14 protein-coding genes, 1 tRNA gene and 3 rRNA genes are annotated in these 25,767 nt (G+C 47.9%); 3 read left to right on the top strand and 15 right to left on the bottom strand.

The window, feature by feature from the left end:
* Window positions 1–133: 133 nt before the first annotated feature.
* The 4 genes from V9W66_RS03740 to V9W66_RS03755 form a co-directional block, all read right to left on the bottom strand.
* Window positions 134–1,444 (bottom strand): amidohydrolase, encoded by a 1,311-nt coding sequence (locus V9W66_RS03740; RefSeq protein WP_144094161.1) that lies wholly within the window; start codon window positions 1,442–1,444, stop codon window positions 134–136.
* Between the two features lie 660 nt (window positions 1,445–2,104).
* A 23S ribosomal RNA gene (locus tag V9W66_RS03745) occupies window positions 2,105–4,991 on the bottom strand.
* A 395-nt stretch (window positions 4,992–5,386) separates the two neighbouring features.
* Window positions 5,387–5,504, bottom strand: a 5S ribosomal RNA gene (gene rrf / locus V9W66_RS03750).
* 61 nt (window positions 5,505–5,565) lie between these two features.
* Window positions 5,566–7,096 (bottom strand): 16S ribosomal RNA (locus tag V9W66_RS03755).
* Together the 16S, 23S and 5S rRNA genes form the textbook arrangement of a ribosomal RNA operon.
* Window positions 7,097–7,884: 788 nt before the next feature.
* Between V9W66_RS03755 and V9W66_RS03760 the strand changes: the two genes are divergently transcribed.
* Window positions 7,885–9,210, top strand: coding sequence for an IS4 family transposase (locus tag V9W66_RS03760; protein ID WP_186290058.1), 1,326 nt, complete (start codon window positions 7,885–7,887; stop codon window positions 9,208–9,210).
* A 297-nt stretch (window positions 9,211–9,507) separates the two neighbouring features.
* Window positions 9,508–9,678, top strand: coding sequence for a hypothetical protein (locus V9W66_RS03765; protein ID WP_186290029.1), 171 nt, complete (start codon window positions 9,508–9,510; stop codon window positions 9,676–9,678).
* A 440-nt stretch (window positions 9,679–10,118) separates the two neighbouring features.
* Here the strand turns inward: V9W66_RS03765 and V9W66_RS03770 are convergent.
* A tRNA-Thr gene (locus V9W66_RS03770) sits at window positions 10,119–10,191 on the bottom strand.
* A gap of 127 nt (window positions 10,192–10,318) precedes the next feature.
* Window positions 10,319–12,592 (bottom strand): 1,4-alpha-glucan branching enzyme, encoded by a 2,274-nt coding sequence (gene glgB / locus V9W66_RS03775; protein ID WP_144092886.1) that lies wholly within the window; start codon window positions 12,590–12,592, stop codon window positions 10,319–10,321.
* A 216-nt stretch (window positions 12,593–12,808) separates the two neighbouring features.
* On the opposite strand from glgB, the gene V9W66_RS03780 reads away from it, so the two are divergent.
* On the top strand, window positions 12,809–13,780 hold the full coding sequence (locus V9W66_RS03780; protein ID WP_144092888.1) for a carbohydrate kinase family protein: 972 nt from the start codon (window positions 12,809–12,811) through the stop codon (window positions 13,778–13,780).
* Between the two features lie 553 nt (window positions 13,781–14,333).
* On the opposite strand, the gene V9W66_RS03785 is transcribed toward V9W66_RS03780, so the two are convergent.
* The 9 genes from V9W66_RS03785 to yajC all read right to left on the bottom strand — a co-directional run bounded on the left by V9W66_RS03785 (window position 14,334) and on the right by yajC (window position 25,743).
* Entirely contained in the window at window positions 14,334–15,497 is a 1,164-nt protein-coding gene (locus tag V9W66_RS03785) for a phosphoglycerate dehydrogenase (protein ID WP_021651414.1), read from the bottom strand.
* The gene (gene serC / locus V9W66_RS03790; RefSeq protein WP_015527147.1) at window positions 15,497–16,579 is read right to left on the bottom strand and encodes a 3-phosphoserine/phosphohydroxythreonine transaminase; all 1,083 of its coding nucleotides are present in this window, start codon (window positions 16,577–16,579) and stop codon (window positions 15,497–15,499) included. The genes V9W66_RS03785 and serC overlap by 1 nt, the downstream gene beginning before the upstream one ends.
* Window positions 16,572–18,254, bottom strand: coding sequence for a biosynthetic-type acetolactate synthase large subunit (gene ilvB, locus V9W66_RS03795; RefSeq protein ID WP_144092892.1), 1,683 nt, complete (start codon window positions 18,252–18,254; stop codon window positions 16,572–16,574). The genes serC and ilvB overlap by 8 nt, the downstream gene beginning before the upstream one ends.
* 15 nt (window positions 18,255–18,269) lie before the next feature.
* A complete protein-coding gene (gene ilvD, locus V9W66_RS03800) occupies window positions 18,270–19,943 on the bottom strand; it encodes a dihydroxy-acid dehydratase (protein WP_144092894.1) in 1,674 nt (557 codons plus the stop codon).
* Window positions 19,944–20,062: 119 nt separating this feature from the next.
* Entirely contained in the window at window positions 20,063–21,148 is a 1,086-nt protein-coding gene (gene leuB / locus V9W66_RS03805; protein WP_144092896.1) for a 3-isopropylmalate dehydrogenase, read from the bottom strand.
* A gap of 266 nt (window positions 21,149–21,414) precedes the next feature.
* Complete coding sequence (locus V9W66_RS03810; RefSeq protein ID WP_144092898.1) at window positions 21,415–22,215, bottom strand: TPM domain-containing protein; 801 nt, start codon at window positions 22,213–22,215, stop codon at window positions 21,415–21,417.
* 13 nt (window positions 22,216–22,228) lie between these two features.
* Complete coding sequence (locus V9W66_RS03815; RefSeq protein ID WP_144092900.1) at window positions 22,229–23,314, bottom strand: hypothetical protein; 1,086 nt, start codon at window positions 23,312–23,314, stop codon at window positions 22,229–22,231.
* An 84-nt stretch (window positions 23,315–23,398) separates the two neighbouring features.
* Entirely contained in the window at window positions 23,399–24,754 is a 1,356-nt protein-coding gene (locus V9W66_RS03820; RefSeq protein ID WP_144092902.1) for an SPFH domain-containing protein, read from the bottom strand.
* Window positions 24,755–25,428: 674 nt separating this feature from the next.
* A complete protein-coding gene (yajC, locus tag V9W66_RS03825; protein ID WP_015527154.1) occupies window positions 25,429–25,743 on the bottom strand; it encodes a preprotein translocase subunit YajC in 315 nt (104 codons plus the stop codon).
* Window positions 25,744–25,767 lie beyond the last annotated feature (24 nt).

Below are 25,767 nucleotides of genomic sequence, written 5' to 3' on the forward strand. Positions count from 1 at the left end.
CCTGATATAAGATTGCTTATTGTACTCTCGCAGGGGATTCTTCTGATCCAAGATTGCTTATTGTACCCCGCATGGGATTTCCTGATTCAAGATTGCTTATTGTATCCTCATAGGACTTCTCTGACTCGGTTAACTACTCATTTTCATGAAAATTATCTCGTATATACTGACAATAAGTTTCTTTATTAAATACAGGTTTAAATTCCCGACAGATTTTTTTTGCTTCTTTTGCCTGATCACAAAGAAGACGATACGTAGTCAGTGCCAGAAGCTTGGCTGGTTTGATATATGCCAGTTCTTCATCCATGATCTTAAAATCTGCTCCGTGAAGTTTTCCCGCAAATCCTCCGAATGTAAAATTCAGCACTGGAAACAGATGGGTCAGGTCTCCTACGTCGGTACAGGCGTTGTTAAAATCTGCCGGCTTTGAACATCGGTATGAAGCATCCAGAAGCTTTACGGATTCTTCCATCACTTTATCCGCACCTCTGTGCAGGATCGGCATATATCCCTGAAGCGGTTCTCTTTCGATCGTACCACCGAATGCATAGGCAGCTCCGTCATAGGCACGGTCCATTTTTTCCTGTGTTGCCCGGATCGCATCCAGAGACGCTGCACGGACTTTTGTTTCGATCACCGCTTCGTCCGGAACTACATTGATCACATCTCCGGCTTTTCGGATCACGTTGTGAAGACGCACATGGTCTTCCTCCCGGAAGGTTTCCCGCATCAGTCCCATCATCTGGATGGCACTGGAAGTAATACTTAATGCATTGACACCATCCCATGGATCAATGGCTGCATGTGCGGCTTTTCCTCTTACTGTCACCCGTTCTGCGGAAAATCCATTGCAGGCCGCATTCCCCAGGTAGAAGTCTTCCTCCACCTGCATCATGTGCACGTGAGTTGTCAGAATAATGTCAGAATGGTCAAATTCTCCAAGACGGATCAGTTCGCTTTTTCCGGATGCAGGAAAGCCGATTCCCTCTTTACGAAGCCATGCACGTTTATCTGCATCGATGTATTCTTCCGCCGGAACGGCAAAAAAAGATACGGACCCAGACAGAGAGGCTTGAACCTCCTCATTGGTCAGTGCCAATGCTGCGCCGATCATGGCTGCAATCTGTGCGTGGTGTCCGCATGCATGTGCTGTCCCGTTAACGGGATCAGCCATCGGATGCGACTTACATCCGATGGCGTCAAGTTCTCCGATAATAGTAACGTTCGGTCCGTCCTGTTCCATCCACTCAGCGCGAACCCCTGTGCGTGCAAGTCCCCCATGTACACGGAGTCCAAGGCCACGCAAAAAAGCCGCTACGTGTGCGGCTGTTCTCTCCTCATAAAACCCTGGTTCCGGATGACTCTGGATATCCTTCGCAAGAGCTATGATTTCTTCTCTATGTTCATCTATAGTCTGAATGATTTTTTCTTCAATATGATTCACGTTTCGTAACCTCCTTTTTCCGCAGGTTAAGCTATATGATATCATAAAACAGTTGGTTTGGAAATAGATATTTTTGGGAGATACTTCCATCACCAAAAACAACTAATCTGTCACATTCCAGTTTTTGTTTTAGCTGCAAAGCAGCCTGCGCTTTGGATGCTTTTTGCGGCATGATCTCCAGCCACTGCTCTCCTGTGTAGATAGTTTCATTTTTTTCTCAAAAGAGTTCCATCGAGATCTGATACGTATAATGTTTTCATAAATAAATCCTTTCGTTTTGCTATGGACTGTGAATAGAGAAACTTTTTTCAGTTTATAGGGAAATCGATGGTAAAGTATTTCTTTATTATAGCACAAAAAAAGTGGCTGTTTAAGCCACTTTTTTACGATTGTATATTCAAAACTACATACATGTTCTGTTGATGATCGTTAATCTTTTTTGAATCAATTTTAACCTGCGTACCGATTCACCTTTTTTCACGGGCTCGCAGCTAAAGCTGCATCGCCTGTTCTTTTGGCTACTCCAGCGGTGGTCATCTCACGACTCCGTCGTTCGATGTCATTTGCTTCGCAAATGTTCAGTCTGTACCATAAATGGTTCTCCACAAGCAAGCTTGTTCCGCCCCATTTCTGTTACATCCCGCCCGCTTCCTCGGCTTTTTGGTCAAGCCCTCACCCGATTAGTAACAGTCAGCTCCATGTGTTACCACACTTCCACCCCTGCCCTATCTACCTCGTCGTCTTCAAGGGGGTTTACTTCATAAGAATGGGATATCTCATCTTGAGGGGGGCTTCACGCTTAGATGCCTTCAGCGTTTATCCCTTCCGGACTTGGCTACCCGGCCATGGCTTTGGCAAGCCAACCGGTCCACCAGCGGTCCGTCCATCCCGGTCCTCTCGTACTAAGGACAGCTCCTCTCAGATATCCTGCGCCCACGCCGGATAGGGACCGAACTGTCTCACGACGTTCTGAACCCAGCTCGCGTACCGCTTTAATGGGCGAACAGCCCAACCCTTGGGACCTACTACAGCCCCAGGATGCGATGAGCCGACATCGAGGTGCCAAACCACTCCGTCGATGTGAACTCTTGGGAGTGATAAGCCTGTTATCCCCAGGGTAGCTTTTATCCGTTGAGCGATGGCATTCCCACTTAATACCACCGGATCACTAAGCCCTACTTTCGTACCTGCTCCACCCGTCGGTGTCGCAGTCAAGCTCCCTTCTGCCTTTGCACTCTTCGAATGGTTTCCGTCCATTCTGAGGGAACCTTTGGGCGCCTCCGATACCCTTTCGGAGGCGACCGCCCCAGTCAAACTCCCCGCCTGGCATTGTCCCACCGCCGGCTAACGGCGGCTGGTTAGAAGCCCAATATCACAAGGGTGGTATCCCAACAGCGGCTCCGCGGCAACTGACGCTACCGTTTCTCAGCCTCCCACCTATCCTGTACATGCAACACCGGACCCCAGTGCCAAACTGGAGTAAAGCTCCATGGGGTCTTTCCGTCCTGGCGCGGGTAGCCAGCATCTTCACTGGCACTTCAATTTCACCGGATGTATTGCCGAGACAGCGCTCAAATCATTACGCCTTTCGTGCGGGTCGGAACTTACCCGACAAGGAATTTCGCTACCTTAGGACCGTTATAGTTACGGCCGCCGTTTACTGGGGCTTAAATTCAAAGCTTCGCGTTACCGCTAACCTCTCCTCTTAACCTTCCAGCACCGGGCAGGCGTCAGCCCATATACCTCACCTTTCGGTTTCGCATAGACCTGTGTTTTTGCTAAACAGTTGCTTGAGCCTATTCTCTGCGGCCTGCTCCCGCAGGCACCCCTTCTCCCTAAGTTACGGGGCCATTTTGCCGAGTTCCTTGGCAATACTTCTTCCGCCGGCCTTAGGATTCTCTCCTCATCCACCTGTGTCGGTTTACGGTACGGGTACAATATGAACGATAGCGGCTTTTCTTGACGCATGGCTCACGGGCTTCGCTACTAAATTTCGCTCCACATCACGTCTTCCCATTGCATGGCGGATTTTCCTACCATACTGGTACCTCGCTTGTACCGGGCTTTCCATTCCCGGCTCCCGCTCTCCTTACGTGTCCCCACAGTTCTGTCATACTGCAGTACAGGAATATCAACCTGTTGTCCATCGGCTACGGCTCTCGCCCTCACCTTAGGTCCCGACTCACCCAGGGCAGATCAGCTTTACCCTGGAAACCTTGGATATTCGGCCTAGAGGATTCCCACCTCTATCTCGCTACTCATTCCGGCATTCTCTCTTCTATATAGTCCACAGCTCCTTACGGTACTGCTTCTTCCCATATACAATGCTCCTCTACCAATCTTTTCAGATTCCTTAGTTTCGGTGGCGCGTTTCAGCCCCGGACATTTTCGGCGCAGGACCTCTCGACCAGTGAGCTATTACGCACTCTTTGAATGTATGGCTGCTTCTGAGCCAACATCCTGGTTGTCTTCGAAATCCCACATCCTTTTCCACTTAACGCGCACTTTGGGACCTTAACTGTAGGTCTGGGCTCTTTCCCTTTTGACCGCCCAACTTATCTCGTGCAGTCTGACTCCCGGTGATATCTACACGGCATTCGGAGTTTGATATTCTTCGGTAGGCTTTGACGCCCCCTAGGAAATTCAGTGCTCTACCTCCGCAAGACTCACACCGAGGCTAGCCCTAAAGCTATTTCGAGGAGAACCAGCTATCTCCGGGTTCGATTGGAATTTCTCCCCTATCCACACCTCATCCCCACCCTTTTCAACGGATGTGGGTTCGGTCCTCCACTACCTCTTACGGCAGCTTCAACCTGGACATGGATAGATCACCCGGTTTCGGGTCTACTCCTACTGACTCTGGCCCTCTTAAGACTTGGTTTCCCTACGGCTCCACACCTGAAGTGCTTAACCTTGCCAGTAAGCGTAACTCGCCGGACCGTTCTACAAAAAGTACGCGGTCGTGCTCATAAGGCACTCCCACAGCTTGTAGACACAGGGTTTCAGGTTCTCTTTCACTCCCCTCCCGGGGTCCTTTTCACCTTTCCTTCACAGTACTATGCGCTATCGGTCACTAAGTAGTATTTAGCCTTAGGGGGTGGTCCCCCTTACTTCCCACAAGGTTCCTCGTGTCTCGTGGTACTCCGGATCCTGCTCAGTCAGCTCTGCTTTCACGTACGGGGCTTTCACCCTCTCCGGCCGGCTTTCCCAAAACCGTTCTGTTAACTTCGCTGAATCTTAAATGCAGTCCATGACCCCGGCATGCACGCACACCGGTTTAGGCTCCTCCGCGTTCGCTCGCCGCTACTTACGGAATCGATGTTTCTTTCTTTTCCTCCGGGTACTTAGATGTTTCAGTTCCCCGGGTTCCCTTCCATACGTTATGGATTGGCGTATGGATGCATGAGGTCTGCTCATGCGGGTTTCCCCATTCAGAGATCTCCGGATCACGGGATATTTGCTCCTCCCCGAAGCTTTTCGCAGCTTATCACGTCTTTCATCGGCTCTTAGTGCCAAGGCATCCGCCCTGTGCCCTTATTGCTTGACCTTTTGCCTTAGCATGCAAGTGGATCTTCCTGTGGATGATCTGCTTGCCGCTTAACATCACCCTAGCGTAGGTGATGCGGTCTCTTGATTCTCGTGTTACTACAGTAAGTGCTTTCTTCTCACGAAGTTTACACTCACGTTCGTAACGTATGTGTTTGATTACTCTGTTCATAACAGATAAATCGATGTCTTCCTATCTTTGCGTTTGCATTAATTTCTTAATACTTTGCGTTTAAGGATATTTGATTAACTTAATCAAATTTCATGTATGCAGTTTTCAAGGTACAATGCTGACTGATGTTTTATCAGCCATCTGAAAGGAAAATAGCTTTTTCTCTCAGATCACTGGTAAAACCAGCATCTATCTCATCAGGTTTCCCTGTTCTTCTTTTTTTGATCTGGCGCCCACCTGCTCTCCCACACCGTCTCCAGTGCAGTACCATCGGCCGATTGGGTCTTAACCGTCGTGTTCGGGATGGGAACGGGTGTGTCCCCCAACCGCATCGGCACCAGAAATCTTTCAGCTTGATAGCTAAACAGTAAAACACATTTCAATTACTCTACTTTTTCCTTAGAAAGGAGGTGATCCAGCCGCACCTTCCGATACGGCTACCTTGTTACGACTTCACCCCAGTCATCGGTCCCGCCTTCGGCAGCTCCTCCCTTGCGGTTAGGTCACTGACTTCGGGCGTTACTGACTCCCATGGTGTGACGGGCGGTGTGTACAAGACCCGGGAACGTATTCACCGCGGCATTCTGATCCGCGATTACTAGCGATTCCAGCTTCGTGTAGTCGGGTTGCAGACTACAGTCCGAACTGGGACGTTATTTTTGGGATTTGCCCACCCTCGCAGGTTCGCTTCCCTTTGTTTACGCCATTGTAGCACGTGTGTAGCCCAAATCATAAGGGGCATGATGATTTGACGTCATCCCCGCCTTCCTCCAGGTTATCCCTGGCAGTCTCCCCAGAGTGCCCACCTTAAATGCTGGCTACTGAGGATAGGGGTTGCGCTCGTTGCGGGACTTAACCCAACATCTCACGACACGAGCTGACGACAACCATGCACCACCTGTCACTTCTGCCCCGAAGGGAAGGAACGGTTAAGTTCCGGTCAGAAGGATGTCAAGACTTGGTAAGGTTCTTCGCGTTGCTTCGAATTAAACCACATGCTCCACCGCTTGTGCGGGTCCCCGTCAATTCCTTTGAGTTTCATTCTTGCGAACGTACTCCCCAGGTGGAATGCTTAATGCGTTTGCGGCGGCACCGAATGACTTCGTCACCCGACACCTAGCATTCATCGTTTACCGCGTGGACTACCAGGGTATCTAATCCTGTTTGCTCCCCACGCTTTCGAGCCTCAACGTCAGTTACCGTCCAGTAAGCCGCCTTCGCCACTGGTGTTCCTCCTAATATCTACGCATTTCACCGCTACACTAGGAATTCCGCTTACCTCTCCGGCACTCAAGACGGGCAGTTTCCAATGCAGTCCCGGGGTTGAGCCCCAGCCTTTCACATCAGACTTGTCCATCCGTCTACGCTCCCTTTACACCCAGTAAATCCGGATAACGCTTGCCCCCTACGTATTACCGCGGCTGCTGGCACGTAGTTAGCCGGGGCTTCTTAGTCAGGTACCGTCCTAATTCTTCCCTGCTGATAGAAGTTTACATACCGAGATACTTCTTCCTTCACGCGGCGTCGCTGCATCAGGGTTTCCCCCATTGTGCAATATTCCCCACTGCTGCCTCCCGTAGGAGTCTGGGCCGTGTCTCAGTCCCAATGTGGCCGTTCACCCTCTCAGGCCGGCTATGGATCGTCGCCTTGGTAGGCCGTTACCCTGCCAACCAGCTAATCCAACGCGGGTCCATCTTATACCACCGGAGTTTTTCACACCGAGCCATGCAGCTCTGTGCGCTTATGCGGTATTAGCAGTCATTTCTGACTGTTATCCCCCTGTATAAGGCAGGTTACCCACGCGTTACTCACCCGTCCGCCACTAGAAACCAGCTAGATCTGCCGAAGCTTCAATAAAAGGTTTCCCGTTCGACTTGCATGTGTTAAGCACGCCGCCAGCGTTCATCCTGAGCCAGGATCAAACTCTCTGATAAAATGTGTTAGCAATTCAGTGATGCTCGCATCAACTTAATTGCGACTCACACTGATTAAGCCAAAGGCTTAAGAAGTGTTTGATTCATTTACTCAAGACAACCGTTTGGCTATCTCTCGTTTTTACTGCTTTTGGTTTGTTTAAACCGTTCTTTAAATGTAAAGAAATTTTCGAGAATCGTATGTGTTTCACTGTTTAGTTATCAAGGTTTGTTGTGTCTGTCTCTCAGACAGCTCGTTTATTTTATCTCATCTCTTTTTGTTTGTCAAGCACTTTTTTGAGCTTTTTCAAACATTTTTGAGTTAAGATTTTGTTGTCGTTTCGTTGACGACTTGGATACTTTATCATATCTTCTGTCTTTTGTCAACTGTGAATTCTATTTTTCTGAAATTCTTTTTAATTGTTTGTTTTTTCGAAAACAATTATTTGCGACAGCTTGGTTATAATACCACTGGGAGTTATGCTTGTCAACCATAAATTTCAATTTTTTTAGATTTTCCTGGAAGTTTATTTTTATAGGACAATTTCTTTTCTGCTATCATTCATCCATTATGCTATTATCTTCCTGTTTATTATTTTATATGTGTTGTTTTTTAATAAGACTCTTCGCTGGATGACGCTACGCCGGTCGCATTTTCAATGCGGTAAGTGCGAGGGAAGGCGATCTCAGAGTTCCGCAGCCCGAACGCAATGCCATTTAGTTAGAACATAGTATTCCAAAAGATTGCAATGTATGGTAAAAAAGAATTATACATTGCAATCTTTTTTTATACAAAAGGAGGCTCGCTTATGAACTCTACTTTTGCTTCCAGTTATGAATTGCTCCTGTCTGCTATTTCTGAATTAGAACTTCAGAAGGATTCTTTTGTCCTTCACCCTGGCGTTGATTTTTCGAGAAAACGTAAGATTTCTTTTCGGGATACGATCCTCTCTCTTTTAACCATGCAGGGTGGCTCTCTTTCTACTACATCCCATGACTTTTTCCAGCACAGGCTTCCTGCTGATATCCCTTCTCTTTCCGCTATCCACCAGCAAAGGGCCAAGCTTCTTCCAGATGCCATGAATTACCTGTTTTATCATTTTACACAGAAACTTCCGGCAGGACATACTTATGATGGATTTCAGCTCCTGGCTTGTGACGGATCTGATCTGAACATCTGTTATGACCCTGCGGACAAAGAAAGCTGTAAACCTTCCGGCAATGGAAAAAGAGGCTCCAACCAGCTCCATCTCCATGCGCTGTATGATCTTTGTAATAAAAGATACACAGATATACGGATCGAAAAGACAATGGTCAGCAATGAATCCCGTGCCCTGGTACAGATGCTGGGAAATATCAGCACCCCTGCCAGAACGATCATACTGGCTGACCGGGGATATGAAACTTATCACGTTTTTGCCCATATCATGGCAAAAGGCCTGTCTTTTGTTATCCGTACAAAGGATATCTCCCGCAGGGGAGGGATCTCGTATGGTTTCCGGCTGCCTGACAGGGAACTGGACGAAGACCTGGATTTTTTTATCACACGGAGCACGGTACATTCAAAAAAAGATCCTGTCCACTATAAAAAACTTTCCTCAAGCTCCGTGTTTGATTTCCTGGATCTGGAAAAAGACGGAAAACAGGCAGTCTATCCTATGAGATTAAGAATGGTACGGTTTTTACTGGATACCGGTGGATACGAATGTATCGTTACGAATCTTGAAAGAGAAGCATTCCCTCCGTGGAGGATCAAGGAATTATACCATTTGAGATGGGGAATCGAAACATCATTCCGAAAATTAAAGTATAGCCTGGGGCTTTCCCAGCTTCATTCAAAAAAGGCGGGATACGTAGAACAGGAGATATACGCGCGCGTCATTCTGTATAATTTCTGTGAATCCGTTACCCCACATGTAAGTACTCATCAGAAAAAAACAAAATACGCTTACCAGGTGAACTTCACCATGGCTGTACATATCTGTAAAGCTTTCCTTCAAAAAAGCAGTCCTACGATCTCGCCTCATATCGAGACACTCCTGTTACGCTACCTGGTCCCGGTCAAGCCCGGCCGGAAATTTCCCCGTACCAAAAAGAGGAAAGGCTTTGTAAGCTTTGCATACCGAGTGTCCTAATATAAGAATACTATAACTTTTTTTGGATAAAAACACAAGTTATTTAAAGGATAAAAGTACGATTTCTACCCCAAAGGGGAAGTTTGCGTATTTTTTCCTCTCAAAGCACTCCAAATATCAAAACATTACAGAATGTAACATAAAGAATCATCTACAAAATGTTCTATCTAAATGGCATTGGCCCGAACGCCCTCCCTCGCGCTCCCACCCCGTTGGGCACGGAAAGAGTTCTGCGTTGTTGTGTGTGCTGCGTTGTTGACTTTTGTCTGTATGCTGCGGTACTCAGAATGGAACGTTGTGCCGATCTGGTTTCTGTATTCTTCGGTACTTATGGTGGTACGCTGTGCCGATCTGGTCCCTGTATTCCTCGATATTTATGGTGATACGCTGTGCCGGGCTGCGATCTGGTTCTGGGATTCTTCGGTACTTATGGTGGTACGCTGTGCCGATCTGGTTTCTGTATTCTGAATTCTTTGATGTTTCTTTGATGTTTGCTTCTGTCCCATGCTCTGGCTTTTTCCTGTCGGCTGGAAGCGTCAGCCAGAGGAAGGTGGCATCGGGCCGGGCTGCTGCGGAGGAGGGGTGATTACTACTTGGGCTGCGGGAGACGGCGTTATTGCGGCAGGGTCTGCTGTCTGAGCCGGAGGCGAGTTCTGACCCTGCCGCAATGCTTTTAGCCGTCTCACGGAGCCCTAGTAGTATCCCCCGACGTAGTCCCTGCCCGGAGCGATGCCACCTTCCTCTGGCGTCCCTCTCCATCCTTCTCACAAAACCTCAAAAGCATCCCCGACTGTATCCACCGAGCGATGCCACCTTCCTCTGGCGTCCCTCGACCACATCCATACACACAAAAAAAAGCCCGGCATCTTCATATTCCAAAGACACCGGACTCCCATCAGTCATATATAAGCTGGAAATGAGACTCGAACTCACGACCCCTTCATTACGAGTGAAGTGCTCTACCGACTGAGCTATTCCAGCTTGTGCTAAACACAACTGATATTATACCGTATTTTACAAAAAATGCAAGCACTTTTTCCTACAATCCACTCAAATCCTCTCCACCCCAATCACCCCCCAACCATATTCCCATTTAATTCACAAACCATCACTCATCCCCGGAAGCCCCCTTCCTGCGAGAAGCCACCCTTTTCACAACCTTTACCGCATCCTTTACAGCCACAGATTTTTCAACCACCGTCATTTTCGCCTTATCCATACGCTTTCCCCTGCTTTTCCCCACAGTCTTTTTCACATTTCCTTTCTTTACAGAGTTTTTCTTCACATCCCCCTTCTCCGGTGTACACCCAAATACCGCCACACCATAAGCCGGAAGCTTCAGCTTCAAAGAAAACTCCCTGTTATCACACTCCATATGAACAGCCGCTTTCGCCCGTGCGTTCACCACACCCTGTCCGCCAAACTTTTCACTGTCACTGTTGAAAATTTCCTTATATTTCCCCGCAAAAGGCACACCAACCCGGTAACTGTCATAAGATACCGGTGAAAAATTACACACCGCAAGAATCGTTTCTTCCGGCTTTTCCGTCTTACGAAGAAACGCAACCACATTCTCATCATAGCTGGTAAACTGGATCCACTCAAACCCATCCGAATTACCATCCATTGCATACAACGCCGGATGATTCCTGTAAAGTTCATTCAGATCATGCAGATACGCCCTCATTTCCGGCCCCACATCCCCATCCGGCGCAGTCATCTTCACACCCGGATGAAGCATCAGATAGCCATACGCAGCACGCAGCTGAGCATCCTTCTGCCTTGAAGATCCCGGAAGCTTCTCCAGAAACTCTTTTAACGTACCCACATCTCTCTTCCCCAGAGTCAGTACATAATGCTCACTATATGCATACATCATGGAAAGCGTCAGCTGATCATAATAATTTCGTCTGTCCAAAGGCTCTGCTTCCAGGTAAGAAAGAAGATCCTTTGTCCAGCCACCACTCCATTTATAGTCAAACCCCAGATGATCATTCTCCACACTGTCTGTAAGCTGCGGCCATAAACCATCCTCCTGTGCGATCAGAAGAATCCCCGGATACTGCTTCTTCACAATAGAATTCAGATGCTTCAGAAACTCCAGTGCCTGAAGATTCTCATTGGAACTATAAAGATTAGCCGTCCACTGTCCCGCCTCTCTTCCAAAATCCAGATACAGCATCGCATCTACATCATCCATCCGAAATCCGTCCACATGAAATTCATCCAGCCAGAAAAACGCATTGGAAATAAGAAAATCTTTGACCATAGGACTTCCGTAATTATAAAGCATGGTGCCCCACATCGGATGAACGGCCATAGCCGGATCCTGTACTTCATAAAGAGGAGTTCCGTCAAATTTCTCAAGCCCTGCATCAAACCGCGGAAACTGAGCCGGTGTCCAGTCCAGGATCACGCCAATCCCTGCCTGATGAAGATCCTCCACCAGTGTCCGGAAATCTGCCGCAGTCCCAAAACGGGTAGTCACAGCATAATACGCAGACGTAGAATATCCTCCTGAACTTCGGTCAAGATACTCCATCACCGGATGAAATTCTACATGCGTATAACCGGTTTCCTTCAGAAACTCCACCAGTTCACCACTGTTTTTCCACTCTGTTACATCCGTTTCATAAATGGAAACCGGAACTTCACGGCTGGCAAACCTTTCACGTTCTTTCATCCACGCTTCATCCTGCCATAAAAAATCCCCCAGCTCTGTTACAACAGAAATCACAGACGGCGCTCCCTGGGTTCCATTTCCGTAAGGATCAGACTTCCGCTGTACATTGCCGCCTTTGATCTTGATCTCATACTGGTAAGAGGCCCCTGCCTGTACACCTGGAACAAAAATCTCAAAAATTCCGGACATTGGCATCCGATGCATCGGAAGACGCCTTCCATCCCACCTGTCAAAATCACCGACCACACTGACACGGATTGCATTGGGTGCCCAGACAGCAAAATATGTTCCTTCTACCTCGCCACAGGTCCCCGGATGCGCTCCCAGCTTCTCATATGCCTTGTAATAGACACCGGCACAAAAAGCTCGTTCCTCCTCTTCCGTGATCTGGCATGGACATTCATACGCATCGTAAAAAGTCTCTTTCCTGCTTCCTCTTATCACACGGAAACGATATTCCGGAATCCTTTTCAGCGGAAGCATTACAGCATAATAACCAGCCTCATCTTCCAGGATCATCGGATAACTCTTTTCCCCTACAACAACCTCTGCAGCATCCGCTCCCGGAAAAAATCCCTGGATCAGAACGCCATCCTCTGTTACCCTTGGCTGCATCACATCACGAGGTGATGCCTCCTCCCCATAAACGATTGCCTCGATCCGGGGCCAATCCATATATTCATACGCTTTATCAGCCATAATCGTCTCCTCCATCGTATTTGTTGTTTTATAGACTAAGTTTACCACCATTTTACAGAAAAATAAAGATAACAGTTCTAATCTTCGCAAAAAATACCACAAGTAACCGGTAACAGAACAGAAAATAATTCGATTTGGTCCTTCCCAAAATCATGTGTAACGATTATAATTATGAAGCAGAATATGAAACAAATAACTTATCAGGAGGAATCATCAATGGAAAACAGACAGTATGATGTATCAGCTCTCGGCGAGCTTCTGATCGACTTCACAGAAAACGGTGACAGTTCCCAGGGAAACCCTACTTTCGAGGCAAACCCGGGCGGAGCTCCCTGTAACGTTCTTGCCATGCTGAACCGTCTTGGCAAAAAAACTGCATTTATCGGAAAGGTCGGAAACGACATGTTCGGCAAGCAGCTGAAGGCTGCCGTAGAAGAATGCGGCATTGATACCAGAAATCTTGTCATGGACGATGAAATTCACACTACCCTTGCTTTTGTACATACTTACCCGGACGGAGACCGTGATTTTTCTTTCTACCGTAATCCAGGTGCAGATATGATGCTGACAAAGGATGATGTAGATGCCGATCTGATCCGCAATTCCAGGATCTTCCATTTCGGCACGCTTTCTTCCACACATGAGGGTGTCCGTGAAGCAACCCGCTATGCTCTTGACGTGGCAAAAGAAGCCGGATGCATCATCACCTTTGACCCGAACTTACGCCCTCCACTCTGGAAGGATCTGAACGATGCCCGCAAAGAGATCGAATACGGCATGGAACGCTGTGATGTACTGAAGATTTCTGATAATGAAGTGAAATTTCTTTTTGACACAACAGATTATGATAAGGGTGCTGCCCTTATCGAAGAAAAATATCATATCCCGCTTGTGCTGATCACAATGGGAAAAGACGGAAGCCGCGCTTATTATCGCGGACGGAAGGTCGAGGCTGCTCCTTTCCTTCAGGAAAAAACCATTGAAACCACCGGTGCAGGAGACACCTTCTGTGCAAGCACCCTGAATTATGTGCTGGAACACGGTCTTGAGGATCTCACTGACGAAAACCTCGCAGAGCTGCTTACTTTTGCAAATGCAGCAGCTTCTCTCATCACAACAAAGAAGGGAGCACTCCGCGTAATGCCTGAAAGAGATGAAGTTCTTGACTTCATTGCATCCCGCAAGTAGTGTATGTTTTTCTTTTATTGAATTATTTTTTTGTTTATTGGCTCTGAAAAGCTGAGAAAACACCGCAGGGGGAGAAAGCACTCAAAGTTACGAAGCCCTTTTTTCTCCCCCTGCACCCCCCTCTTTCCGGGCACGTACCGCGGAAACGACGCTTCGCGCCTATCCGCCAATTGTTGTGTGTTCTACATATTTTCCCTGTTATATCATATATTTTTATTAATATCTTATCGTACAAAAATTTACAGCCAATACCGTCACATACCTACAACGGCCTCAAGACTTTTTCACTCTCAACAACCCCTTCAGGCCGTTCTCCTCCATCGGCTCAGACTTTCGTTCCCAGCACCGTCGCATACAGACACAAGTCAATAAAACTCCCGTCCTCCACAACCAAGCACTCCTAAAAAAAAGCCCGAGGGGTGTGCAGAGGGGCCGCGGCTTTGCGGCCCCTTTGCGGTTTTCCTTTTTCCTCAAAAAAATACTGCACGCCATTCGCCAAAAAAGCAAACGCCACACAGTATTTAAAAAAGAATATTTCTAACCTCTTGTTACTTTACTTAACAACACGCACCCTGTACATTCCCTCAATCTCCTTGAGTTCATCTAACGCCTTAGCAGACGCCGCACTCTCAAGATCAATAAGAGTATAGGCAAACTCCCCTTTACTCTTATTCGTCATATCCGCAATATTCAGTCCCTCAGATCCAAGGATCTTGGTAACCTGACTGATCATATTCGGTGTGTTGCTGTGCGCAAGAGAGATTCTTCCAACAGCCACACAGGTACCCATATCACAGTTCGGATAATTAACTGAATTTTTGATATTACCATTCTCAAGGTAATCGCGGATCTCCTTTACAGCCATCTCTGCACAGTTTTCTTCAGATTCCTCTGTAGACGCACCAAGATGCGGAGTTACCAGAATACCCTCGCGTCCTGCAACTGTCTCATTTGCAAAGTCAGTTACATACTTCTTAACCTTGCCACTCTCAACAGCCTCGATCAGCGCATCCTCATCAACAAGAAGATCTCTTGCAAAATTCAGAAGAACTACGCCATCCTTCATCTTATCGAAAGCTTCTTTGTTGATCATCTTCTTAGTGCTGTCAAGAAGCGGCACATGAATGGTGATATAATCGCACTGGCTGTAGATCTCATCCAGGCTCTTGCTGTGCTTGATGGTTCTGGACAGGTTCCATGCCGCATCAATAGAAAGATATGGGTCATAACCATATACTTCCATGCCAAGACCGCATGCTGCGTTTGCCACCATGGCTCCAATGGCTCCAAGACCGATGATACCAAGCTTTTTACCGCTGATCTCGCATCCTGCGAACTGTTTTTTCTGCTTCTCGGCAAGCTTGCCGATGTGCTCTTTATCTTTCTCCTGTGCAACCCACTCGATACCTCCTACGATATCTCTGGATGCAAGGAGCATACCTGCAAGTACCAGCTCTTTTACACCGTTTGCGTTGGCTCCAGGCGTGTTGAATACAACAACGCCCTTCTCTGCATACTCCTTAACCGGAATATTATTGACGCCTGCACCTGCACGTGCAACTGCACAAACGCTCTTCGGCAGCTCCATGTCGTGCATTTTTGCACTTCTTACAAGGATTGCATCACACTGGTCAGCGGTCTCTGTTTTTTTATAATTATCGCCAAAAAGTTTCAGACCTTTTTCAGCGATAGGATTCAGGCAATGATACTGGAACATTATGCATTCTCCTCCTCGAATTTTTTCATGAATGCAACCAGTGCCTCTACGCCGGCCTTTGGCATGGCATTGTAGATGCTGGCACGCATTCCGCCAACAGTACGGTGTCCTTTCAGGTTTACAAGTCCTGCTTCAGTTGCCTCTTTAACAAACTTGGCATCCATTTCCTTGTCACCGGTTACGAACGGTACATTCATAAGAGATCTGTCTTCCGGAACTACAGTTCCTTTGAACAGCTTGCTGGAATCCAGGTAATCATAAAGGATTTTTGCTTTTTCCTCATTGCGCTGTTTCATCACTTCCAGACCGCCCATCTTCTTCAGCCATTTAAATACTTTTCCGCATACATAGATGCAGTAAGCATTCGGCGTATTGTAAAGAGAGCCTGCGTCTGCATGTGTCTTATAAGTAAGCATGGTTGGGGTTCCCGGAAGAACATCCTCTGTGATCAGGTCCTCACGGATGATCACGATAACCATGCCTGCCGGTCCGATGTTCTTCTGAACACCGCCATAGATAATACCATATTTGCTTACATCCACCGGCTCAGACAGGAAGCAGGAGGATACATCTGCTACCAGAGTCTTACCTTTTGTGTTTGGAAGTTTTTTGAACTTTGTGCCGTAAATGGTGTTGTTCTCACAGATGTATACGTAGTCTGCATCCGGGCTGATCGGCAGATCACTGCAGTCCGGGATATAGCTGAAGGTTTTATCTTCAGAAGATGCGATCTTGTTTGCTTTTCCGTATTTCTGAGCTTCCTGATAAGCTTTTTTTGCCCACTGTCCTGTTACGATATAATCTGCGACCTTGTTTTTCATAAGGTTCATCGGGATCATGGCAAACTGCTGGGATGCTCCTCCCTGAAGGAAAAGTACCTTGTAGTTATCCGGAATGTTCATAAGCTCGCGGAGATCTTTCTCTGCAGTATCAATGATCTCCTGAAAAGCTGCACTTCTGTGGCTCATTTCCATAACAGACATTCCTGTGCCGTTATAATCCATCATCTCATCCGCTACTTCTTTGAGTACTTCCTCTGGAAGCACTGCCGGTCCGGCAGAAAAATTATACACTCTACTCATGTTTCTTCATATCCTCCTCGTCAAATACATCATCAAGGTTCGCACCAGCCGGTACCATCGGGAACACACTCAGATCCTGATCGATCCAGCAATCCAGAACGACAGGCCCCTCTGCTGCCAGTGCCAGCTTAAGTGCAGGCTCCACATCCTCCATCTTTGTCACACGAATGGCTTTTGCACCCAGCGCCTCTGATAATTTCACAAAATCAACGGCGTCATCCAGTACTGTGGAAGAGTATCTCTTTCCATAGAAGAGCGTCTGCCACTGACGCACCATTCCCAGTACATGATTGTTCATAACAATCTGGATCAGCTGTCTTCCACAGCGTGCAGCTGTTGCCAGCTCATTCATATTCATACGGAAGCATCCGTCACCTGCTATATTTACAACTGTTTTTTCCGGTCTGCCCATCTTCGCGCCAATTGCAGCGCCAAGGCCGTAGCCCATGGTTCCAAGGCCGCCGGAAGTAAGAAGAGTTCTCGGCTCTTTGTATTTATAATACTGCGCCGCCCACATCTGATGCTGTCCAACATCTGTGGAGATGATCGCATCACCGTTGGTCAGCTCATAAAGCTTCTCTATAATATACGGACCTGTAAGCTGTGTGTGATCATAATTCAGCGGATATTTTGATTTCAATTCCTGGATATGTGCGATCCACTCCGGATGTTCTTTCTTCGGAATTTCCTCCAGAAGGCGTTTCAGCACTTCCTTCACATCACCGATCACACTGGCATCCACTTTGATATTTTTATTGATCTCCGCAGCATCCACATCGATCTGAAGGATTTTTGCATTATGTGCAAAAGTTTTGGTATTTCCTGTTACACGGTCACTGAAGCGTGCACCGAGAACAATAAGAAGATCGCACTCTGTTACGCCAAGATCGGAAGCCTTGGTTCCGTGCATACCTACCATACCTGTATAGAGAGGATCTTCTCCCGGGAAGGTACCCTTGCCCATCAGAGTATCGCAGACAGGAGCCTGGATCCTGCGAGCCAGCTCACGTACTTCCTGGTCAGCACCGGAGATCACACATCCGCCGCCAACAAAAATAAACGGTTTCTCTGCCTCTCTGATCATGTCCAGTGCCTGATCAGTATCTTCTTTACGGATACTTTTGATCTCACGGTTAACCGTAGCCGGATGGCATGGCTCATATTCATATTTCATTCCTGTGATATCCTTCGGGACATCCACAAGCACCGGGCCGGGTCTTCCGCTTTTTGCAATATAAAATGCTCTTCTTAACGTATCTGCAAGATCTTCGATATTCTTTACGATGAAACTGTATTTTGTTACAGGCATTACGATACCTGCGATATCAACCTCCTGGAAAGAATCTCTTCCCAGGAGTGGTCTTCCTACGTTTGCAGTAATGGCTACCATCGGTACGGAATCCATGTATGCAGTCGCGATCCCTGTTACCAGGTTAGTTGCTCCTGGACCGGAGGTTGCCAGGCAGACACCTACCTTTCCGGTCGCTCTTGCATAACCGTCAGCAGCATGGGATGCACCCTGCTCGTGGGAGGTCAGCACATGTGTGATCTCATCTCTGTATTCATATAAGGCATCGTAAACATTCAGGATCGCGCCGCCCGGATATCCAAATACGGTATCAACGCCCTGTTCCTTCAGACATTCTACGATGATCTCTGCACCTGTAAGCTGCATATCTTTCGTTCCTCCTTATTTTGCTTTCGGTACTTCCAGGATCGCACCACGGTTTCCGGATGTTACCATGGAAGCGTATCTTGCCAGATATCCGGTTGTCACCTTCGGCTCTCTTGGCTGCCATTTTTCTCTTCTAGCCTGCATCTCTTCATCTGAAACCTTGATCTCCAGTTTCAGCTCCGGAATATTAATGCTGATGATATCGCCTTCCTCAACCAGTGCGATCGGGCCGCCTACTGCTGCCTCCGGTGATACGTGTCCGATAGCGGCTCCTCTGGATGCACCGCTGAAACGTCCGTCGGTGATCAGGGCTACGGAAGAACCAAGTCCCATTCCCACGATGGCAGATGTAGGGTTCAGCATCTCTCTCATTCCAGGGCCACCCTTTGGTCCCTCATAGCGGATAACCACAACATCTCCCTCTACGATCTTACCGCTCTTGATGGCAACAATTGCGTCATCCTCGCTGTCAAATACACGTGCAGGACCTTCATGTACCAGCATCTCCGGTACAACTGCAGAACGTTTTACAACACCACCATCCGGTGCAAGGTTTCCTTTCAGTACGGCAAGTCCGCCTGTCTTTGTATACGGATTGTCGATCGGGCGGATAACATCCGGATTCAGGTTTACACAGTTTTTGATATTCTCACCTACTGTTTTTCCGGTTACTGTCATACACTCTGTATGGAGAAGTCCCAGCTTGTTCAGCTCATTCATGACCGCATAGACACCACCGGCCTCATTAAGATCTTCCATGTAGGTCGGGCCTGCCGGTGCAAGGTGGCAAAGGTTCGGGGTCTTCTCACTGATCTCATTTGCAAAGCTGATATCAAAATCCATTCCGATCTCATGTGCGATAGCCGGAAGATGAAGCATACTGTTTGTGGAGCATCCAAGTGCCATATCTACTGTAAGCGCATTTAAAACTGCCTCTTTTGTCATAATGTCTCTTGGGCGGATGTTCCTTCTGTACATTTCCATTACCTGCATTCCTGCATGCTTTGCAAGACGGATACGTTCAGAGTATACTGCCGGGATGGTACCGTTTCCTTTCAGTCCCATACCGAGAACCTCTGTCAGGCAGTTCATGCTGTTTGCAGTGTACATACCGGAACATGATCCGCAGGTCGGGCAGGTTTTTTTCTCGAATTCTTCCAGATCATCTGCAGTGATGGTTCCTGCTGCATAGGAGCCTACTGCCTCAAACATACTGGAAAGACTGGTTTTGTGTCCTTTTACATGACCGGCAAGCATCGGGCCGCCGCTTACGAATACAGTAGGAACGTTGATCCTTGCTGCTGCCATCAGAAGGCCAGGTACGTTTTTGTCACAGTTGGGAACCATGACCAGAGCATCGAACTGATGAGCCAGTGCCATGGCCTCTGTGGAATCTGCGATCAGGTCACGTGTTACAAGGGAATACTTCATTCCAACGTGTCCCATTGCGATTCCGTCACATACTGCGATCGCGGGAAATACAACCGGTGTGCCGCCAGCCATTGCAACGCCGAGCTTTACAGCATTTACAATTTTGTCAAGGTTCATATGTCCCGGTACGATCTCGTTATAAGAACTTACGATTCCTACCAGTGGTTTGTCCATTTCTTCCTTTGTCATTCCAAGGGCATTGAACAGGGAACGATGTGGTGCCTGCTGTGTGCCTTTTCTTACGGTATCACTTTTCATTTTCAGGGTCTCTCCTTTTTATTCTTTACGATAGGATCCGGTATCTGTTTATAGACTTCCTCTTCCAGGTACCGGTTTTTTCTGTTCTGTTTCGTTTTCTTCTCTCTGTCCCGCTTTATTTATGCAATGGCATCTGCGATCAGATCGCCCATCTCTCTGGTTCCGACAAGCTTGCATCCGTCAGACATGATATCTCCTGTTCTGTAACCCTCTGTAAGAACCTTCTGTACTGCTGCTTCCACAGCATCTGCTTCTTTATCAAGATCCAGGGAATATCTCAGCATCATAGCAGCGGAAAGAATGGTTGCGATGGGGTTTGCCTTGTTCTGTCCTGCGATATCCGGTGCTGAACCGTGACTCGGCTCATAGAGCCCAAGCTTTGTCTCATTTAAGCTTGCGGAGGAAAGCATTCCGATGGAACCGGTCACCATACTTGCCTCATCAGAGAGGATATCTCCGAACATGTTTTCTGTAAGGATAACATCAAACTGCTTCGGATCACGTACCAGCTGCATTGCACAGTTATCAACCAGCATATGCTCCAGTGTTACATCCGGATAATCCTTTGCCACATCCTCCACTACACTTCTCCAGAGTCTGGAAGAATCAAGAACATTGGCTTTATCTACACTTGTAACCTTATTTCTTCTCTTACGTGCGATCTCAAATGCCTTAATGGCAATACGGCGGATCTCATTCTCATTATAAGAAAGAGTATCTACCGCTGTGCGGACTCCGTTCTCCTCAGTAGTCTTTCTTGCTCCGAAATAAAGACCTCCTGTAAGCTCTCTTACGATGATCATGTCAAAACCATCTCCGATGATCTCATCACGGAGCGGGCATGCATCACGAAGCTCATTGTAAAGATAAGCCGGACGAAGGTTTGCAAACAGGTTCAGCGCCTTACGGATCGCAAGAAGACCTGCCTCCGGGCGTTTGGACGGCTCCAGCTTGTACCACGGGGATGTCTTGGCATCACCGCCAATGGAACCCATCAGTACTGCATCCGAAGCTTTTGCCTGGGCAATGGCTTCCTCTGTAAGAGGTACTCCATGAGCATCAATGGATGCCCCTCCTAAAAGAACCTCTGTGTATGAAAATTTATGACTGTATTTCTCACATACTCTGTCTAAAACTTTTTTGGCCTCGGCAACAATCTCCGGACCGATTCCGTCTCCCGGAATCAGGGCAATCTTGTACTCCATTTTATTCACTCCTCCGATTTCCCCTGTGCTGTAAAATTTTAACGCACTGGTGTGGATAATTGTTATTATCATAACGCACTTTTCGACGGATTTCAACCTATTAAATAGATAAAGTTATTTCCGGAATGCAAAAAATAAACGGCAATTCCCTGTTTCTGCCGCCACAGAGACATACTTTCGCACACAGAAAAAAGAAAAACTGCCCTACCATTCCGGTACAGCAGTCTTTCTTTTTTTATCATATTCTGTTTTTCCTGATGATATTCTCAGAATTTCCCGCTGGAACCACCGAAGGTATCACCGGAAGATGAGGTATGGGTGCTGGAACCACCGTTACTGTCCTCATTTTTCGGTTTTGCGGATTTTGATACCGTACTGTAGAGGTAAAAATCATTACTTCTGGTCACATTCATACTGCCCTGCCGCACATAAGAAGCCGCCCGTTCCTGTTTTCGCACAGTTTTCAGCTTTCTTCTCATATTTCCGGTCACCAGTAATCCTGCCACAAGCCCCACAGCAAGAGCGATCAGCAGGTTTATCCCAACCTCAAAAGGCTCCTTCGGAAGATTTTCCACATCATATGGCTCTGCCTCATCTGCCTGCGTGATAAAATCATCGCATTCCGTGGCAAACTTATGAAACGCTTCGTTATAATCACCGTCACTTAAATAAGGCTTCACCTGATCCATAATGTAGGACTGTCCGGCATCCGTAAACACTTCTATCGCATATCCGTGTGTTGCAATGGCCCAGTTACGGTCTCCCATATCCAACAGGAATAAAATACCGTCACCATTTTCCCCCTGTCCATATCCATGGTCAATAAAATAATCCTCCGCATACGTCTGGGCTGTTTTTCCCTCAAGACTGTTAACGGTAACGACCACAACATCTACCTGATCCCGCTCACTGATCTCATCCAGAGTACTGCTCAGGCTCTCCTGCTGCTCTGCATCCAGAAGTCCCGCCTGGTCATCCAGACGGCTTACGGTGCCTGCCCATACCGGAAAAGCACATGCCAGACACAAAAGGATCGATATCAAAAATACAGATATTCTTTTTTTCATGGCATCCACCTCCCTACAAAGCCCAGATCAGATACAGGATAATATAAGTGATCACACCCACGACCCCCGTTGTTCCCAGGAACCATCGTGCAAAAGCGTTCTTGTCTGTAGGCAGATTTCCCACAAATTTCCCTGTCTGACCATTCATGGCAAATATGTAATTATCACCCTTCCACTTCGTCTGCAGGATCCATACGGGATATAACGCATATTTCGTTGTCCCGTTATGAAGCCGGATACTGGTATTCTCCGGTACCACACTGGCGTATCCTCTCACCGTATCCCGGAATGCAGCCTCTGTGCTTCGGCGGATACGCTCATTGGCACGTTCCTCACACTCGCTGGCTGTCACATCATATTTATCTGCAAAATATCCAGCCAGATACGCAGTCTGAAAATCCACCGCTTCTTTGAAATCAAAAGGCTCTATAGACTCCATCAGATCATTTTCCATACTGGCAGAGCCATCCACCGGTACATGATCAAAACCAAGAGAACCACTTCTGTGTACTGCATAATAGCTGGTCTCCGTATAATCATAATCACTATCGCTCCAGAACCGGGTCTTTGTTGCACGGTAACGGATATCTGCGTCTGCGTCTGTGTCATACAGCCAGAACGGAACGTAGATACCCTTAACCTCGCTGATATGATTCTCCGACTTAAACGCTTTCGGCAGAAGCCTCTTACCGGTAAGATGCTTTTTCAGCCTCTCCTTTGCCACTTTCTTGTCCAGCTTAAACGGGATCACATAATCCGGCTTCAGTGCACCGGACAGCTGCCCGGTCATTACCACCGGACTTCCGCAAAACGGGCAGGCCGTTGCTGCCGTATTGGCATCTCCCACGATCTCACCGCCGCAGGACTTGCACACATAGGTACGCAGCCCCTCACTCTCCCCGTCCTGCCATTCACTGCCGGCCTCATCCGACCAGCTCATATCCTCAGGCTGCTCTTCCTCCACAGTCTGGGCATATTCCGATAACGTCCCGACATCAAACTCCGTATCACAAAACGGACACTTCATCTTCTGCACAGAACTGTCAAACTCTATGGAGCCACCACAGCACGGACACTTAAACTCCTGCATCTTCGCCATATATTCACCTCACTTCATCATTCTGTATCCAACAACCGGCAGGAGTTACCCTGCATTTTGCTCCTGACCATCTCTCTTTCTGATCTATACTGCATCCTCCGGTCCGAACGGATCACCGCACTCCGGGCAGAATTTCGGTGGATTCTCCGGATCTGCCGGTTCCCATCCGCACCTGCTGCAGCGATACTGCATCTTCCTCTCCGGCTTCTTCGCTCCGCAGTTCATACAGAACTTTCCTTTATTCACCGTACCGCAGGAACAGGTCCAGCTGTCCTCCACCGGACGCGATGCACCACACTCCGGACAGAATTTCCCCGAAGAAACCGCACCACAGCTGCAGGTCCAGGAACCAGCCACAGCCCCTGCTCCGTTCCCTGCCGGCGAAACCGGCTGCGCTGCCTGCTGCTGTACACTCTGCTGCTGCGCCTGCTGCTTCTGCCCCATCTCAAACAACTGCTGCGCATTCAGACCACCTGCATTCGCAGCCATATCCATGCCCATAAAGCCAGTCATAGCCCCTGCTGAATTAGAAGCCGCAGCCTTCATAGCATCCGCCTGAGCCCCGGTCAGAGTAGCCGCAGCCATAGCAGGATCACGCATCATAGCCGTACGCTGAGCCTGCTTGATCATCTCGGCATCCTCATCCGGCAATGTCACAGAACCAAGTGCCACACTGACCACCTTAAGCCCACGAAGCTCCTCCCACTTGGCAGAAAGCACCTCATTCATGGCATTCTCCAGCTCCGTATTATGAGTCACGATCTGATTCGGACGCATCTCCAGCTCCGAAAGCCTTCCGAAAGCAGGCTGCAGCGCACTGATAAACTCCGCCTTCAGCTGTCCGTCCAGCTCCTCTCTGGTATACTCCCGCTCCACATTTCCACACACATTCGTATAAAAAAGAAGGGGATCCGCGATCCTGTAGGAATAAACACCATGACATCGCACAGCCACATCCACATCCAGCCCGATCCTGGAATCCACAACCCGGAACGGGATCGGATTAGCAGTACCAAACTTGTTATCCACAAGCTCCTTGGTATTAAAATAATACACCCTCTGATCCTTACCCGTATCACCGCCAAAAGCAAACCTCTTCCCGATCGTATCAAAGGTCTTCCTGATTCCGTCACCCAGACTACCTGAAAAAATACTCGGCTCCGTAGAGGCATCATACGTATACTCTCCCGGATCCGCACAAACCTCAACAACCTTTCCCTGCTCCACGATCATCATACACTGACCATCCGCCACAGCGATCCCGCTGCCGCTGGAAATAATATTATCACTCCCATGCTTATTGGAAGACCTGGAAGAAGACCTCTTCGTCCCCTTTACAACCATCACTTCTTTATCCATAGCCTCACAGTAAAAAAACTCCTTCCACTGATCCGCCAACGTACCACCCGCTGCACCCACAGCCGCTCTGATAAGACCCATAAATCCAACCCCTTTCTGAAAATTCATTCTTATTTACAATTTTACGATATTCCAAAGTCATCGTCACTCTCATTTCTGATAGTAACATCATTATTACACGAATATTACCAAAAATCCACTTATTTCTATACAATATTACAATTGTCATATTCCCATCACATCCACACAGTCCGTCTGCGCTGGCATCAAAGACTATTCTCCCATCACATCCGCAATTCTAGGCACATCCGCAATCCAGGCTGACAGCGCAGCGCCTCAGCCGTCCCCCCAACCAAACACAAACTCAGCCATTGCAGTCGTCCAGCGCAGCGCTGACGACCCACAACCAACCGTCAAACGACACTATTTCTCACCGGAAGCACCAGCCGGGGAAGGGGATGCTGGATGGCTCTGCTTCTGCAGGATGGGAGCTGATTCTTGGACGGCGGGAATCTGCGTTGTTTTTCAAAAGTCCGCTGTCTGAGCGGCAGCAGGCCGCGAGTTCGGACTTTTTAAAAACGCTTTTAGCAGATTTCCGGCGTCCTAGAAGCCAGCCCCCGACGAAGCCGCAGACCAGCCAGCATCCCCTTCCCCGGCGTCCCTTCATCCGTTCATCCCCCATCCAAACAAAAAAGGCACCACGTCACAAAAAAACGCAGTGCCTCTCTCATATTCAAGTTATTGCGAAAAAAGCATCAAGCAGAAGCCTGATCAGCCTTCTCAACCTCAGCAATCGCCTGCTTCCTCATAGGAATACGGCAATTCTTATTATTACCAAACTCAACAATAACATCTTCCTCAGTCATATCAATAACAACACCATAAAAACCACTGGTAGTAACAACACTGTCACCAACCTCCATGCTGTTCAACATAGTCTGAGTTCTCTTCTGTTCCTTCTTCTGCGGACGGATCATCATAAAATACATAATTCCAAACAGAACTACGATCCAGACAATACCAAGACCCGCGCTAAGTCCGCCAGCTGCCGCTGTAGATGATGCGATCATTTCAAATTCCTCCTGCTAAAAACA

Origin of the sequence: Blautia massiliensis (ex Durand et al. 2017) (genome assembly GCF_051861785.1) — a bacterium.
Taxonomy (GTDB): domain Bacteria; phylum Bacillota; class Clostridia; order Lachnospirales; family Lachnospiraceae; genus Blautia_A; species Blautia_A luti_A.

Excerpts from the sequence above, each read along its gene's own strand:
- V9W66_RS03760 (WP_186290058.1), top strand. The coding sequence starts at position 7,885 with ATGAACTCTACTTTTGCTTCCAGTTATGAATTGCTCCTGTCTGCTATT.
- glgB (WP_144092886.1), bottom strand. The coding sequence starts at position 12,592 with ATGGCTGATAAAGCGTATGAATATATGGATTGGCCCCGGATCGAGGCA.
- V9W66_RS03780 (WP_144092888.1), top strand. The coding sequence starts at position 12,809 with ATGGAAAACAGACAGTATGATGTATCAGCTCTCGGCGAGCTTCTGATC.
- V9W66_RS03785 (WP_021651414.1), bottom strand. The coding sequence starts at position 15,497 with ATGTTCCAGTATCATTGCCTGAATCCTATCGCTGAAAAAGGTCTGAAA.
- serC (WP_015527147.1), bottom strand. The coding sequence starts at position 16,579 with ATGAGTAGAGTGTATAATTTTTCTGCCGGACCGGCAGTGCTTCCAGAG.
- ilvB (WP_144092892.1), bottom strand. The coding sequence starts at position 18,254 with ATGCAGCTTACAGGTGCAGAGATCATCGTAGAATGTCTGAAGGAACAG.
- ilvD (WP_144092894.1), bottom strand. The coding sequence starts at position 19,943 with ATGAAAAGTGATACCGTAAGAAAAGGCACACAGCAGGCACCACATCGT.
- leuB (WP_144092896.1), bottom strand. The coding sequence starts at position 21,148 with ATGGAGTACAAGATTGCCCTGATTCCGGGAGACGGAATCGGTCCGGAG.
- V9W66_RS03810 (WP_144092898.1), bottom strand. The coding sequence starts at position 22,215 with ATGAAAAAAAGAATATCTGTATTTTTGATATCGATCCTTTTGTGTCTG.
- V9W66_RS03815 (WP_144092900.1), bottom strand. The coding sequence starts at position 23,314 with ATGGCGAAGATGCAGGAGTTTAAGTGTCCGTGCTGTGGTGGCTCCATA.
- V9W66_RS03820 (WP_144092902.1), bottom strand. The coding sequence starts at position 24,754 with ATGGGTCTTATCAGAGCGGCTGTGGGTGCAGCGGGTGGTACGTTGGCG.
- yajC (WP_015527154.1), bottom strand. The coding sequence starts at position 25,743 with ATGATCGCATCATCTACAGCGGCAGCTGGCGGACTTAGCGCGGGTCTT.